Raw genomic sequence first — 13,476 nt, forward strand, 5'->3', positions numbered from 1 at the left:
CTGGCTACCTATCGGATAACGCTGAAACTGTTCAGCGCCGCAGACGCAGTACCAGCAGCAAGACACCACCCAGGCAGGCCAACGCGCCCAGCGCCGGAAACAGTGGAATACCCCACAACCGCAGGGAAGAGTGCATCAGATAGGGCGCCAGGCCCAACGCGAAGGCGGCGGTGACAATAGCAATGGCCAGCGTGATGGCGGCTCGCTCCAGTGCCTTGCTCAATTGATCAATATTCTTGACGTTGATATCGGCGCTGATTTTCCCGCCTTTGAGACGGCGCATCAGCAGCCGCAAGGTTTGCGGCAACTCTTCACTGGCGTCCAATGCCTCGCCGCCCAATGCCAGCATGCGCCGCTGCAACGCCTCCGGGGTATAACGCTGCAGCATCACCTGTTGCAGCATAGGTTTCAGGGTGGCGATGATATCGAAATGGGGATCCAAACGGTGCAACACGCCGTCGGCCGTGATTAATGCCTTGAACAGCAACACCAGGTCTGGCGGCAATGCCAACTGATGCTCACGCACCATCACCAACAAATCGGTCAGCGCCTTGCCCAGCGTGAGAGTGGCAGAGGCCTGTTTATCGAGAAAGTTTTGCGCCGCCAACTCCAGATCCAGCAGATCCAAAGGATCGCTGTCCGACCAGGCGATCAAAGTGTTGACGATGCCGGCGGATTCTCGTTCGGCGATGGCCTGCAGCAACAGCAGCAATTGATTACGTCGCCGTTCGGAAAGCTGCCCGACCATACCGAAATCGATAAAGCCGACGCGATTATACGCTAACGCCATTACGTTACCCGGATGCGGATCGGCATGATAAAGACGGTGCTCCAGCACCATTTTCATAAAGGCCTGTGCGCCGCGCTGAGCGAGTAATGGGCCATCTAATCCTGCCGCCGCCAGTTGCTGCGGATTTTCCGGTGCGATACCCGGTAGAAATTCCTGCACCAGCAGGCGCTGAGACGACCATTGCCAGTAAATCTTCGGAATGACCACGTTGGGCTGCTGGGCAAACTGTTGGGCGACCCGTTCGCAGTTGTTACCCTCGTGAGTCAGGTCCAGTTCATGCGTCAGCGCGGTTGCCAGGGCTCTGACCATCTGCCGCGGACGATAACGGGCCAGCGCCGGGCTCTGTTGCTCCACGGTTTCCGCCAGATAGGTCAGCAGGCGCAAGTCGGCTTGAATGGTTTTTGCCAGGCCGGGACGTAACACCTTAATCACCACCGCTTCGCCGCTGTGCAGGCGGGCGCGGTAAATTTGTGCCATCGAGGCAGCGGCCAGCGGGGTTTCGTCAAATTCGGCGAACAGGCTGTGCGGGTCACCCTTCAAGTCTGCCCGGATCTGTGGTGCCAGTTGCTCCCACGAAAGGGTGCTTGCCTGACTGTGCAGACGGTCAAGTTCGTCGGTCCAGCTTGCGTCCAACAGATCTGAACGGGTAGCCAGGATCTGGCCGAACTTAACAAAGGTCGGCCCCAAGGCTTCCAGCGCCGCACGCAGGCGCTGCGGCAATGTTTGACCGTCTTGCCTTTCACTGCTGCCTTCAGCACCGCTTAACAGATTGCTCAGACCCAGCAGACGAATCACATCCTGCAATCCATAACGGATCAGCACGGTGGAGATTTCTTTCAGCCGTGCCCGATCGCGGGCAGTGACCAGCACCATTTTCAACATTTGCGCGCTATATCCTTATCGCGGGGGTTACTGTTCCATATCGAACAGCAGTGGGACGTCACTGCGTTGCGCCATACGGTTGCGATAAGCTTCTACGTTTTCCGGCAGCGTAAGTCCGGCGACGATCGACAGCGAACGCAGCAGGGGGAACAGGTGGATATCATCTTCCGACAGCGTGCCATTCACCGCGTCTGCGGAGACCACCAGGCCGGAAAGTGTTTGCAAGTCGTCCTCCAGTTGGGCAATCAGATCGGCACTGTCAGCAAGGTGCTCGGAAAAATCCCCGATCGAGGCCTGCTTTTTGTCGCTAAAGTACTGGCGTGCACTGTCAGTGGCGAACTCTTCGAAGTCGGCATTGGCAAAGCGCGGCAGCAGTAGATTGATGCTATAACCACTGACCCGTTGCAGCCAGTCGGCGATCGCCGGGTTGGTTTTACCGGTCAGCAGCGGCTTGCCGTCGAGGTTATCAACGTAATGCACGATATCCATGCTTTCAGGAAGATAGCTGCCGTCATCCTTTTGTAAAATCGGCGCCATTTTTTTGCCAATCATGCCGACAGGCGTCGCTTCATCGTCGTTGAGCAGGGTGACCAGGCGGACGGGCAGGTTTTTCAGGCCGAAAATCATGCGGGCTTTAACGCAGAATGGGCAATGATCGTAGATAAACAGTTTCATGCTTGCTCCGGTTGTCAGGTTTTAACAGCAATAGTTATCACAGCATACTGAGGCTGTCGCGAAAAGTTCTTGCTGGAAGGTGCGTAATTGTTGTTTGGCCCGTACAGACTGCGCGGGCCAAGGCAGAGATTATTTTTTTGTCGGAACGGAATTAATCACTTCTATCAAATGCATGCGTGCTTCTTCCAAATCGATTTTATCACGCTCGTTGCTGGCGTTGACTATCTGCAGCTGTTTGATGATGTCGCTCTTTAAAGTGGCATTGTCAGCGATGACGTGGGCCAGCGCTTTTTCTACCAATGTTGACCGCGCGTAGATCATGCGCAGGTTCAGTACCATGTGTTCCAACAGCTGCGGTAATTTGTCTTCTTCACTCATCGCCAACTTCTCCCGTTTATGTTTTTACTATCAGGATAGCAGCTGTGGGTAATTCGGCTGATTTTCTGGCAACTTAGAGAAAAATCTCAGCCGCCGGGCAGCGCTTCCGATGCGATGCTGCGTGGATTGAACTGCCAATAAAGGGCGAATAGGGTTATCAGTCCCACGATGCCAAGCAGTATCCAGGGCAGTTCCGGCATGCCAACCGCATGGCCGGTGTCGTACATCCAGCCGCCACCGGTATAACCCACAGCGCCGCCCAGCGCCAGACCAAGCCGGCTGAATCCCATATAACTGCCGCGTGCGCGCGGATCTGCTAGCGAAGCGCTGAGGGTTTCACGCGCTGGTTCGGCGATGATGGAGCCGAGATAGAAACAGCAAATCAGGGTAAATACGCCCTGAAGACTGGAAGCCAGCCCGACCGGGATCAGGCTGAGGGTCATCAGCAACAGCCCGGCCATCAGCCGCTGCTCCAGACGGAAACGTTTTTCGCTCCAGCGCGCGATCGGGTAGAGCAGTGACAGCGACAGTGCGGCCTCAATGGCATACATCCATTTCACCGCCGTCGGTGAACCAGCGATTTCATTGACGACGATCGGCAGCATCAACATCACCTGTACCGACAGCATGTAGTAACCGGTCAGGGTCAGTACATAGGTCAGGAAGCGGCGATCGCGCAGGACACGCATCATGCCTTCCTTCATGGGGGCGCGAACGGTAGAAATTCGGTATGCCGGCAGCAACCAGGCATTCCAGCCCGCCGCTAGCACAAAAATGCCCGCACCGACCCAGCAGACAAAGTGAAAATCATACTGCAGTAACCAACTGCCGATCAGGGCGCCGATGACCGCACCGGCGCTGTCTTGCATCATCAGCAGCGAGTAAAAACGGCCGCGTTCATGCGGGCGGGTAAGCTTAATCACCAATGCGGTACGCGGCGGATCAAACAGCGTACCGCCGAGGGCGGACAGGGCACACGAGAACCACAGTATCCAGGGTTGGTCGGCCATCGCCATGGTGGCGAAGCCTGCCGCGCGCATCAGCATGCCGGTGACAATCATCGGTTTGGCGCCGAATCGGTCGGCTATCGCGCCCCCGAAGATCCCAAGGCCTTGCTGGATCAACTGGCGTAATCCCAGCGCTGCGCCGACCACCACCGCCGCCCAGCCAAGCTGATCGACAAAGCGAATCGAAATAAGCGGGAAGACCACAAAAAAGCCTAAAACCACCAACAGATTATCGAGTAATAGAAAATATTTACCCAAGCTCCGCGCTTGCGATACCAGAGACATGCTTCACCACGAGCAATTAAGAGGGAGAGGAGTGCAACCGCTCTAGTGTGTACCCAATCCCGTATTGCCGATAGGGGCGGGATAGATAATATTTTTTTATCGTCAATACGTTACCTGCGCGGCAAAACGGCACGAAAATAGTCGTAAAATGACTAATCGCTTATTTACTGAGCTGCCGGGATTTTACCTCTGGGCCAGGCTGCGGTTATATTAAATGAGGGTAAGTGCGGTTCTGCGCCGATGGTTGAGAAATAATGGCTCAGAATAGGTTCGTCGCCGGATTATTGTCCAAACGTGCGCCCAATAAATACTTCTTATCGAACCGTTCTGACCGCGGGGGAAATGATGTTTGGCTACCGCTCTGCATCACCAAAAGTACGCCTCACCACCGACCGACTGGTTGTCCGTTTAGTTCATGAACGTGATGCCTACCGGCTGGCGGAATACTATGCCGAAAACCGAAGCTTCCTTAAACCCTGGGAACCGGTTCGGGATGAAAGCCACTGTTATCCTTCCGGCTGGCAAGCGCGGCTGGGGATGATCACTGAAATGCAAAAGCAGGGCAGCGCCTACTATTTTATCCTGCTCGATCCGGAAGAAAATGAAGTGCGCGGCGTGGCCAACTTCAGCAACGTGCTGCGCGGCTCATTCCATGCCTGTTTCCTCGGGTATTCTCTGGCCGAGAAATGGCAGGGCCAGGGGCTGATGTTTGAAGCGTTGCAGTCCTCCATCCGCTATATGCTGCGCCAGCAGCGTATGCACCGCATCATGGCCAACTATATGCCGCACAATCAGCGCAGCGGCGCACTGCTGACCCGTCTGGGATTCGAACGTGAGGGTTATGCCAAGGATTATCTGCTGATCGACGGGCAGTGGCAGGATCACGTACTGACAGCTTTAACCAATAAAGAATGGCTACCGCCACGCTGAGGCAAAATAATGAAATATGAATTAAGCGCTAAAGAAGCCAGGGTGATTGGCTGCATGCTGGAAAAGCAGGTGACCACCCCGGACCAGTATCCTCTTTCTCTCAATGCCATCACCCTGGCCTGCAATCAGAAAACCAACCGTGAACCGGTGATGGAGCTAGCTGAAAACGAAGTTCAGCAGGTTCTCGATCTGCTGTTAAAGAAACACTTTTTGCGCACCCTGAGCGGTTTCGGCAATCGGGTGGTCAAATATGAACAGCGTTTTTGCAATTCAGAGTTTGGTCAGCTCAAGCTGAACGCCGCTGAATTGGCGGTGATCGCCACTTTACTGCTGCGTGGCGCGCAAACCCCTGGGGAATTGCGTACCCGAACCAACCGCATGCATGAATTTAATGATGTTACCGAAGTGGAGCAGGTGCTGGCGCAACTGAGTGCGCGTGAGGATGGCCCCTTTGTGGTGCGGCTGGCGCGGGAGCCGGGCAAACGTGAAAGCCGGTTTATGCATTTGTTCAGCGGCCAGATTGACGAGGCACCTGCGGAAGCATCAACGGCCAATGACAGCGATTTACACGAGCGAGTGAGTACGCTGGAAAACGAAGTGGCGCAGCTTAAACAGCAAGTGCAGGCGTTATTGGAGCGGGGATCGCATGAGTAAATTACGCGTTGGCGTGGTGGGGTTGGGCGGTATTGCTCAAAAGGCTTATCTGCCGATCCTCAGCCAGGCGGCAGACTGGACGTTAGTCGGCGGTTTCTCCCCGAATCAGCAAAAGGCACAGCCCATTTGTGACAGCTATCGCATGGCCTGTTTTTCGGGGCTCGACAGCCTGGCGCAGCAGTGTGATGCGGTGTTCGTTCACAGCAGCACCGCCAGCCATTTTCAGGTGATTGGCGAGCTGCTGCGATATGGCGTTCACGTTTATGTCGACAAGCCGCTGGCGGAGACCGTGGAACAGGGCGAACAGCTACTGGCCCTGGCTGAAAAACAGGGCAAGGCGCTGATGGTTGGCTTTAACCGTCGCTTTGCACCGCTGTACCGTCAGTTGAAGCAGGATATGAACCAACCGGCGTCGATTCGTATGGATAAACATCGTGCCGACAGCGTCGGACCCAACGATGCGCGCTTTACCCTGCTGGACGATTACCTGCACGTGGTGGACACCGCACTGTGGTTGGGCGGCGACGCTGGGCAACGGCTTAGCGGTAGTCTGCGCATTAACGATGTCGGTGAGTTGGTTTATGCCGAACACCATTTTGAATGCGGAGAAACGCTGGTGACCACCAGTATGCATCGTCGGGCCGGCAGCCAGCGCGAAAGCGTACAGGCGGTAACGGATGGCGCAATCTATCAAGTAAACGATATGCGTCAGTGGCTGCGGGAAGATTCACAAGGCGTGCTGGAACAGCCGGCACCCGGCTGGCAAACCACGCTGGCGCAGCGCGGTTTTGACGGCGCGATCCGTCATTTCCTTGCCTCCGTCAGTAACCAAACGCTGCCGGAAACTGCCGGAGAGCAGGCGATCGCTGCCCAGCGGGTGATTGAACGCCTGTTGCGAGACGCCAATTTGTAACATAACTCCATGTAACATATGAGAGTAGCTATTCTGCGACGTACGGGTAAACTTAGCCGATAGTTTTACTGACGCCTGCTGATGCAGGCGTCGACATTTACAGGGCACATCAAAAAACCACATGAACCTACTAAAATCACTGGCAGCCGTCAGCTCTATGACGATGTTTTCACGGGTGCTGGGCTTTGCCCGTGACGCCATCGTGGCGCGGGTATTTGGTGCCGGTATGGCAACGGACGCCTTCTTCGTGGCGTTCAAACTGCCTAACCTGCTGCGGCGCATCTTCGCCGAGGGGGCCTTTTCGCAAGCCTTTGTCCCGATCCTGGCCGAATACAAAAGCCAGCAGGGAGAAGAAGCAACGCGTACCTTTATCGCTTACGTTTCCGGACTGCTGACGCTGGTGTTGGCCGTGGTGACGGTGTTGGGGATGCTGGCCGCCCCATGGGTGATTTACATTACCGCGCCGGGCTTTGTCGATTCACCGGACAAATTCGCGTTGACCTCGTCGCTGCTGCGGGTGACCTTTCCGTATATTCTGCTGATCTCGCTGGCGTCATTGGTGGGGTCAATCCTTAATACCTGGAACCGTTTTTCGATCCCGGCGTTTGCGCCGACGTTGCTTAATGTCAGCATGATTGGGTTCGCGCTGTTTGCCGCACCTTACTTCAATCCGCCGGTGATGGCGCTGGCCTGGGCGGTCGTCGTGGGCGGCGTGCTGCAATTGGGCTACCAGCTCCCGCATCTGAAGAAGATCGGCATGCTGGTGCTGCCGCGCCTCAAGCTTGGCGACGCGGGCGTATGGCGAGTGATGCGTCAGATGGGGCCAGCCATTTTCGGCGTCTCGGTCAGCCAGATCTCACTGATCATCAATACCATTTTCGCCTCCTTCCTGGTCTCCGGTTCGGTATCCTGGATGTACTATGCCGACCGCCTGATGGAATTCCCCTCCGGCGTACTGGGCGTGGCGCTGGGAACCATCCTGTTGCCGTCGCTGGCGAAAAGTTTTTCCAGCGGCAACCACGATGAATATTCGCGTTTGATGGATTGGGGGCTGCGCCTGTGCTTCCTGCTGGCGCTGCCGAGCGCCATAGCTCTGGGCATTCTGGCCAAGCCGCTGACCGTCTCTTTGTTCCAGTACGGCAAGTTCAACGCCTTCGATGCCGCCATGACCCAGCGTGCGCTGGTGGCCTATTCGGTGGGACTGATGGGATTGATCGTCGTGAAGGTGTTGGCGCCAGGGTTCTATTCGCGTCAGGACATTAAAACGCCGGTTAAGATTGCCATTATCACGTTGATCTTAACCCAGGTGATGAACCTGATGTTTATCGGTCCGTTAAAGCATGCGGGGCTTTCGCTGTCGATTGGTCTGGGAGCCTGTATTAACGCTTCGCTGCTGTATTGGCAGTTGCGCAAGCAGAAGATTTTCCACCCGCAACCGGGTTGGGCTCTGTTCCTGACTAAACTGGTGATTGCGGTGATCGTGATGTCGGTAGTATTGGTCGGAGTGATGTGGCTGATGCCTGCCTGGGATCAGGGCAATATGCTGGCACGCCTGCTGCGTCTGGCAGTGGTAGTGGTAGCAGGTATTGTGGCTTACTTCGGCGTATTGGCAGGCTTGGGTTTCCGTCCGCGCGATTTTGCTCGGCGAGTGGCGTAACTGGGCTTTCCCACTTTCAGAATATAAAAAGGGTCGCCTCGGCGACCCTTTCTCGTATTAAGCGTGATGACTTACATACGTTCGACGGTTTCGATACCCAGCGTATCCAGACCGATTTTCAGCGTTTTGGCGGTTAACAGTGCCAGCTTCAGGCGGCTCTGGCGCGCTTCTTCGCTGTCTGCATTCAGGATCTGGCAGTGCTCGTAGAAGCCGGAGAACAGGCCCGCAAGATCGTACAGGTAGCTACACATCACGTGCGGGGTACCTTCGCGCGCCACGGTGGTGATCACTTCTTCAAACTGTAGCAGGCGGGTCGCCAGCGCAATTTCGCGCTCTTCGGTCATCACCAGCGGCAGGGTCAGATTACTTTCGTCGACACCGGCACGTTTGAATACGGAAGCCACACGGGTATAAGCATATTGCATGTAAGGCGCGGTATTGCCTTCAAACGCCAGCATGTTGTCCCAGTCGAAGATATAGTCGGTGGTGCGGCTTTTCGACAGGTCGGCGTATTTAACCGCACCAATGCCTACGGCATTGGCCAGGCTTTGCATCTCTTCCGCTGGCATGTCCGGGTTTTTCTCGGCGATCAGCTTGCCTGCACGATCGACCGCTTCATCCAGCAGATCGGACAGTTTCACCGTGCCGCCTGAACGGGTTTTGAACGGCTTGCCGTCTTTACCCAGCATCATGCCGAACATGTGGTGCTCCAGCGAGAGGGAGTCTGGGATATAACCGGCTTTACGCACGATGGTCCAGGCCTGCATCAAATGTTGATGCTGGCGTGAGTCGATGTAGTAGAGCACGCGGTCGGCGCCCAGAGTTTCATAGCGGTATTTTGCACAGGCGATGTCGGTGGTGGTGTACAGGTAGCCGCCATCTTTCTTCTGGATAATGACACCCATAGGCTCGCCGTCTTTATTCTTGTATTCGTCGAGGAACACCACGGTGGCGCCTTCGCTTTCTACCGCCAGCCCCTTGGCCTTGAGATCGGCCACGATGCCCGGCAGCATCGCGTTGTACAGGCTTTCACCCATTACATCGTCTTCGGTCAGGGTGACGTTCAGGCGGTTATAGGTCAGCTGATTCTGCGCCATGGTGATGTCGACCAGCTTACGCCACATCTTCAGGCAGTATTGATCGCCGCCTTGCAGTTTTACCACGTAGGCACGGGCGCGTTCGGCGAACTCGGCGTCTTCATCATAGTGTTTCTTTGCTTCACGATAGAACTGCTCCAGATCGGACAGGCCCATATCGCTGGCGTTTTCGTTCTGCATTTTTTCCAGATAGGCAATCAGCATGCCGAACTGGGTACCCCAGTCACCCACGTGGTTGGCGCGGATCACTTTATGCCCCAGGAATTCCTGAGTGCGTGCCGCAGCGTCACCAATAATGGTGGAGCGCAGGTGGCCGACGTGCATTTCTTTCGCCACGTTGGGCGCAGAGTAGTCAATCACGATGGTCTGCGGTTTGACGGGAGCAATGCCCAGTTTTGGCGCGCCAAGCACCAAATCAGTTTGCTGCGCGACCCAGTCGCTGTTCAGGAAGATATTGATAAAGCCTGGACCGGCAATTTCCACTTTGCTGGCGACGTCGCCGAGATCAAGCAGTTGCACCACTTTTTCCGCCAACTGGCGTGGCGGCATGCCGAGTTTCTTGGCAACGGACATCACGCCATTGGCCTGATAGTCGCCAAACTGCGCTTTTGCGGACTGACGGACCTGCGCTTCGCAATCGGCTGGCGCGCCTGCGGCAATCAGCGCCTGGCTGACTTTATCTGAAAGAAGAACCTGAATATTCACCGGGTTACCTTAATGACGAACGAGGGGCCGTATGCCATGCCCCTGCGGGATTCAAAGGTGGTTTTACTGGCCACGCGTCAACACGCCGACCCACCACAAAACAGCCTGTAATTGTAACCGATCTGATGGGTTACGTCAGCAGTTGGCGCGGGGGAAGGTGAAAGACGGCGTGATAAGGCATTGCATCGTGGCTGGCCCACGAAGGGGCGAGGAGAATGGGTCACGGAGCGGATAATTCAGACGGACAAAAAGAATAAGCTCATGGAAAAATCAAATAGCAAACTTAGTGTTTTTTGTTTCTGCGCCCAGCGTCCAGCGTATTATTGCGACGTGATTTGAAGTGACGGTATATCGCATAGGCGGCAATAATCACTAATAACAGGGATATTATTAAAAGGAACATAAAGGATCGTCTCCGGCTCAATTTTCACTAAAGTAGCCTAATTGATATTTTCACGCAATTACCCACGGGATGTTTAGGAAGATTCTCAGATTGCAAATAAAATAAATTTATATAAATCATTGTATTTATTGTTTTTTTTATTTTCACGTATTTTTTATGGCCTTTTTACTACGCTAGCGTTAACTATTTTTTAAGCATATATGAATACCAGAACAGGTGAATTATCAGGCTTAATAAGTTAGTAATATTCTCAATCCGTCAATCATAAGAAAAAGCTATAAACTTATGCGTTAACTTTCATCTGAAATTGGATCTTGGCTGATGTCAAATGAAGCAGATAATAGCTTCTGCGTTAATACTCCTTTTGTACTTTGGCCGGACTTCACGGGAGGGCATTTTACCCTGCGCATTTTGAGGTTAAAAATTTCAGTTTCCCGGACCGGTCAGGTGGATAGCAACGTCTCAGGCGTGTAAATTACCCCCCTGAAAACCGCTTTTGTTGTTTCGAGGACCCTATGACTAGCTTTCCGGCCATTGCCGAACTTCACGATTTAGCGCTGGATCTGCCGCGTTTTGAGCAGGCGCTGAGCCAGTTTGCTGAAAAACTGCAGCTGGATCTGTCCCAGTTCACTGCAGACCACGTTTCGCTGCGCTGCCATCAAAACACTACCGCTGAACGCTGGCGACTGGGGTTAGAGCAGTGTGGTTCACTGCTGTCAGAGGCGATGATCAATGGCCGTCCGATTTGCCTGTTTGATCTTCAGCAGCCACTTAAGGTGGGGCCTTGGCAGATCGACTGCGTGGAGCTGCCTTATCCCGGAGACAAGCGCTATCCGCACGAAGGTTGGGAACACGTAGAGCTGGTGCTTAGCGGCGAACCGGCCACGCTTTATGCGCGTGCGTTGGCCCACCTGCCGGATGAAGCGCTGCTGGCTCCGGGCATCAAACTGAAACAAAGCTCACCAAAGGGAGAAGGCGAACGTTTACCGAATCCAACGCTGGCGATCACCGACGGCACCGTGACGATCAAATTCCATCCTTATTCCATCCGGGACATTGTCGCCAGCGAACAGGGTTAATTGGGCTGCAGCGAGCGGGTGGCCAGCAGCATGCGGTCTAGCGCCTGGCTGAGCAGTTCGCGCCGGCAGCCAAAGTTCAAACGAACAAAATGCCGGTTGCCAAAATCCAGACCCGGGCTTAATCCTACGCCGGCCTGTTCAAAGAAGGCGTGCGGGTTATCGACCGGCAGTTGGCTGCAGTCTATCCAGGCCAGATAGGTGGCTTCGATGGGCTGCAGTGCCAGCCCTGGCATGGCATTAATACGCTCGATCACCCAATCACGGTTTGCGCGTAGATAAACCAACAGTTCGTCCAGCCACTCTTGCCCATGTTGGTAAGCGGCCTGCGCAGCAACCAATGCGAGCACATCCACCTCCGGCACAATACCGCTGCGCGCTCGGACCAGCTTCTTGCGCAGCTCCGGGTTGGGAATAATTGCCATTGAGGCACCAAGACCGGCGATATTGAAGGTTTTCGACGGCGACATCAGCGTGACGCTGCGCTGGGCGGCATCATCATTCAACGTGGCGAAGGGGATGTGTTCACAACCCGGTTCAAGCAACAGATCGCAATGAATTTCATCTGAACAAACAACCAGATTATGGTTTTTGGCAAACTCATGCTGTTGCAACAGCTCCTGTCTGCGGTAGACGGTGCCGCCCGGGTTTTGCGGGTTGCACAGCATCAATAATCTCTCTGCACCGCTGAGCTGTGCTTCGACAGCGCTAAAATCCAATAGCCAGCGCCGGTCCTGCAGCGTCAACGGCACCGCTAGCTGCGTGCGGCCGGCAAATTTCGCTGCTTTACGAAACGGCGGGTAGATTAGCGAGGGGGCCAGAGTGCCTTCTCCCTCGGTGGTAAAAGCCCGCACGCATAAATTCAGGCCGCAAACCAGGCCAGGCAGGAAAACCAGCCATTCAGGATTGATATGCCAGCCGTAGCGCTCTAGCATACGGCGGGTAAAAACCTCAATCAGCTCAGGGGAGGGATGACCGTAGCCGAATACGGCATGAGCGACGCGTTGCTGCAAGGCATCAATAATTGCCGGCGCTGACGGGAAGTCGGTATCGGCAACCCAGAGCGGAATAACGTCGCGGCCGCGATATTTATCCCACTTAACGCTGTCACTGTGACTGCGGTCTACCCATAGATCAAAATTGAATGCCATAGTTACTACCCTGAGCTGGCTTATGCTTACTATGAGCCTAAATGAGAAATTGAAAAATTAACAATGGCCGTCGCAAGTTAGCCGTCATTTGGGGGTGACAATGATTAAACTGGAAGTTTGCTGCTATAGCGTCGATTGCGCGCTGACGGCCGAGCGGGCAGGTGCCGATCGTATAGAGTTATGTGCCAGCCAAAGTGAGGGCGGCTTGACGCCAAGCTATGGCTCTTTACGTCTGGCACGCGACAGGATCGGTGTGCCGGTGCACCCTATTGTTCGTCCACGCGGTGGGGATTTTTGCTACGGTGCGGTGGATTTTGACGTTATCAAGCATGATATTGCCCAGATCCGCGATATGGGCTTTGCCGGTGTGGTGGTGGGCATGCTGGATGAAGAAGGGCATATCGATCTGCCGCGCATGCAAGAAGTGATGCGTTTGAGCGGTAATATGGCGGTGACGTTCCACCGCGCTTTCGACATGTGCCAAAATCCGCTGGTGGCGCTCGATCAACTGACGCAGTTGGGCGTGGCGCGGATACTCACCTCAGGCCAGCAGCAAAATGCGGAATTGGGATTGCCCTTACTGCGCGATCTGGTGCAGGCCAGCCAGGGACCGGTGATTATGGCCGGTGCCGGCGTGCGGCTCAGCAACCTGCACAAGTTTGTCGATATCGGTATTCAGGAGCTGCACAGCTCCTCCGGCCATGCGGTGCCTTCGACCATGCGCTATCGTAAAGCGGGTGTCACCATGTGTTCCGACAGCGAGTTTGACGAGTTCAGCCACTATTGCGTGGATGGCGAGATGGTAGAAGCGATGAAAAACTCGCTGGCTCTGGTAGATCCTTTCGCGCAAAGTGCCTGACAAGCACTTTGCGC

12 protein-coding genes are annotated in these 13,476 nt (G+C 54.9%); 6 read left to right on the forward strand and 6 right to left on the reverse strand.

Annotated features, from left to right (window positions below; all coding sequences use genetic code 11):
- Positions 1–31: 31 nt before the first annotated feature.
- From ACMGG1_RS09720 to mdtH, 4 genes are all read right to left on the reverse strand, one after another.
- On the reverse strand, positions 32–1,672 hold the full coding sequence (locus tag ACMGG1_RS09720; RefSeq protein ID WP_414161333.1) for an ABC1 kinase family protein: 1,641 nt from the start codon (positions 1,670–1,672) through the stop codon (positions 32–34).
- 27 nt (positions 1,673–1,699) lie between these two features.
- Positions 1,700–2,347: a glutaredoxin 2 gene (gene grxB / locus ACMGG1_RS09725; RefSeq protein ID WP_122079627.1), complete on the reverse strand. Its 648-nt coding sequence runs from the start codon at positions 2,345–2,347 to the stop codon at positions 1,700–1,702.
- Between the two features lie 129 nt (positions 2,348–2,476).
- Positions 2,477–2,725, reverse strand: coding sequence for a hypothetical protein (locus ACMGG1_RS09730; protein WP_020827284.1), 249 nt, complete (start codon positions 2,723–2,725; stop codon positions 2,477–2,479).
- An 86-nt stretch (positions 2,726–2,811) separates the two neighbouring features.
- Positions 2,812–4,017: a multidrug efflux MFS transporter MdtH gene (gene mdtH, locus ACMGG1_RS09735; protein ID WP_128864716.1), complete on the reverse strand. Its 1,206-nt coding sequence runs from the start codon at positions 4,015–4,017 to the stop codon at positions 2,812–2,814.
- 345 nt (positions 4,018–4,362) lie between these two features.
- On the opposite strand from mdtH, the gene rimJ reads away from it, so the two are divergent.
- The 4 genes from rimJ (at position 4,363) to murJ (ending at position 8,171) form a co-directional block, all read left to right on the forward strand.
- Positions 4,363–4,947 (forward strand): ribosomal protein S5-alanine N-acetyltransferase, encoded by a 585-nt coding sequence (gene rimJ, locus ACMGG1_RS09740; protein WP_020827282.1) that lies wholly within the window; start codon positions 4,363–4,365, stop codon positions 4,945–4,947.
- Positions 4,948–4,956: 9 nt separating this feature from the next.
- Positions 4,957–5,601 (forward strand): YceH family protein, encoded by a 645-nt coding sequence (locus tag ACMGG1_RS09745; RefSeq protein WP_414161334.1) that lies wholly within the window; start codon positions 4,957–4,959, stop codon positions 5,599–5,601.
- Complete coding sequence (locus ACMGG1_RS09750) at positions 5,594–6,514, forward strand: Gfo/Idh/MocA family protein (protein WP_048760132.1); 921 nt, start codon at positions 5,594–5,596, stop codon at positions 6,512–6,514. Before ACMGG1_RS09745 ends, ACMGG1_RS09750 begins: the two co-directional genes overlap by 8 nt.
- A gap of 121 nt (positions 6,515–6,635) precedes the next feature.
- A complete protein-coding gene (gene murJ, locus ACMGG1_RS09755) occupies positions 6,636–8,171 on the forward strand; it encodes a murein biosynthesis integral membrane protein MurJ (RefSeq protein ID WP_041414637.1) in 1,536 nt (511 codons plus the stop codon).
- Positions 8,172–8,242: 71 nt separating this feature from the next.
- Here the strand turns inward: murJ and argS are convergent, their stop codons facing one another.
- Complete coding sequence (argS, locus tag ACMGG1_RS09760; protein ID WP_020827278.1) at positions 8,243–9,973, reverse strand: arginine--tRNA ligase; 1,731 nt, start codon at positions 9,971–9,973, stop codon at positions 8,243–8,245.
- Positions 9,974–10,891: 918 nt separating this feature from the next.
- Here argS and ACMGG1_RS09765 point away from each other — a divergent pair.
- A complete protein-coding gene (locus tag ACMGG1_RS09765) occupies positions 10,892–11,455 on the forward strand; it encodes a VOC family protein (protein ID WP_122079624.1) in 564 nt (187 codons plus the stop codon).
- On the opposite strand, the gene ACMGG1_RS09770 is transcribed toward ACMGG1_RS09765, so the two are convergent.
- Positions 11,452–12,603, reverse strand: coding sequence for a MalY/PatB family protein (locus tag ACMGG1_RS09770; RefSeq protein ID WP_414161335.1), 1,152 nt, complete (start codon positions 12,601–12,603; stop codon positions 11,452–11,454). The two genes, ACMGG1_RS09765 and ACMGG1_RS09770, sit on opposite strands and share 4 nt — an antisense overlap.
- Before the next feature lie 100 nt (positions 12,604–12,703).
- Here ACMGG1_RS09770 and cutC point away from each other — a divergent pair, with 100 nt between their 5' ends.
- On the forward strand, positions 12,704–13,462 hold the full coding sequence (gene cutC / locus ACMGG1_RS09775; protein WP_128864714.1) for a copper homeostasis protein CutC: 759 nt from the start codon (positions 12,704–12,706) through the stop codon (positions 13,460–13,462).
- Positions 13,463–13,476: the final 14 nt, after the last annotated feature.

This window comes from Serratia sp. BNK-12, from assembly GCF_047456085.1.
GTDB classification, from domain to species: domain Bacteria; phylum Pseudomonadota; class Gammaproteobacteria; order Enterobacterales; family Enterobacteriaceae; genus Serratia; species Serratia liquefaciens.

Excerpts from the sequence above, each read along its gene's own strand:
- ACMGG1_RS09720 (WP_414161333.1), bottom strand. The coding sequence starts at position 1,672 with ATGTTGAAAATGGTGCTGGTCACTGCCCGCGATCGGGCACGGCTGAAA.
- grxB (WP_122079627.1), bottom strand. The coding sequence starts at position 2,347 with ATGAAACTGTTTATCTACGATCATTGCCCATTCTGCGTTAAAGCCCGC.
- ACMGG1_RS09730 (WP_020827284.1), bottom strand. The coding sequence starts at position 2,725 with ATGAGTGAAGAAGACAAATTACCGCAGCTGTTGGAACACATGGTACTG.
- mdtH (WP_128864716.1), bottom strand. The coding sequence starts at position 4,017 with ATGTCTCTGGTATCGCAAGCGCGGAGCTTGGGTAAATATTTTCTATTA.
- rimJ (WP_020827282.1), top strand. The coding sequence starts at position 4,363 with ATGTTTGGCTACCGCTCTGCATCACCAAAAGTACGCCTCACCACCGAC.
- ACMGG1_RS09745 (WP_414161334.1), top strand. The coding sequence starts at position 4,957 with ATGAAATATGAATTAAGCGCTAAAGAAGCCAGGGTGATTGGCTGCATG.
- ACMGG1_RS09750 (WP_048760132.1), top strand. The coding sequence starts at position 5,594 with ATGAGTAAATTACGCGTTGGCGTGGTGGGGTTGGGCGGTATTGCTCAA.
- murJ (WP_041414637.1), top strand. The coding sequence starts at position 6,636 with ATGAACCTACTAAAATCACTGGCAGCCGTCAGCTCTATGACGATGTTT.
- ACMGG1_RS09765 (WP_122079624.1), top strand. The coding sequence starts at position 10,892 with ATGACTAGCTTTCCGGCCATTGCCGAACTTCACGATTTAGCGCTGGAT.
- ACMGG1_RS09770 (WP_414161335.1), bottom strand. The coding sequence starts at position 12,603 with ATGGCATTCAATTTTGATCTATGGGTAGACCGCAGTCACAGTGACAGC.
- cutC (WP_128864714.1), top strand. The coding sequence starts at position 12,704 with ATGATTAAACTGGAAGTTTGCTGCTATAGCGTCGATTGCGCGCTGACG.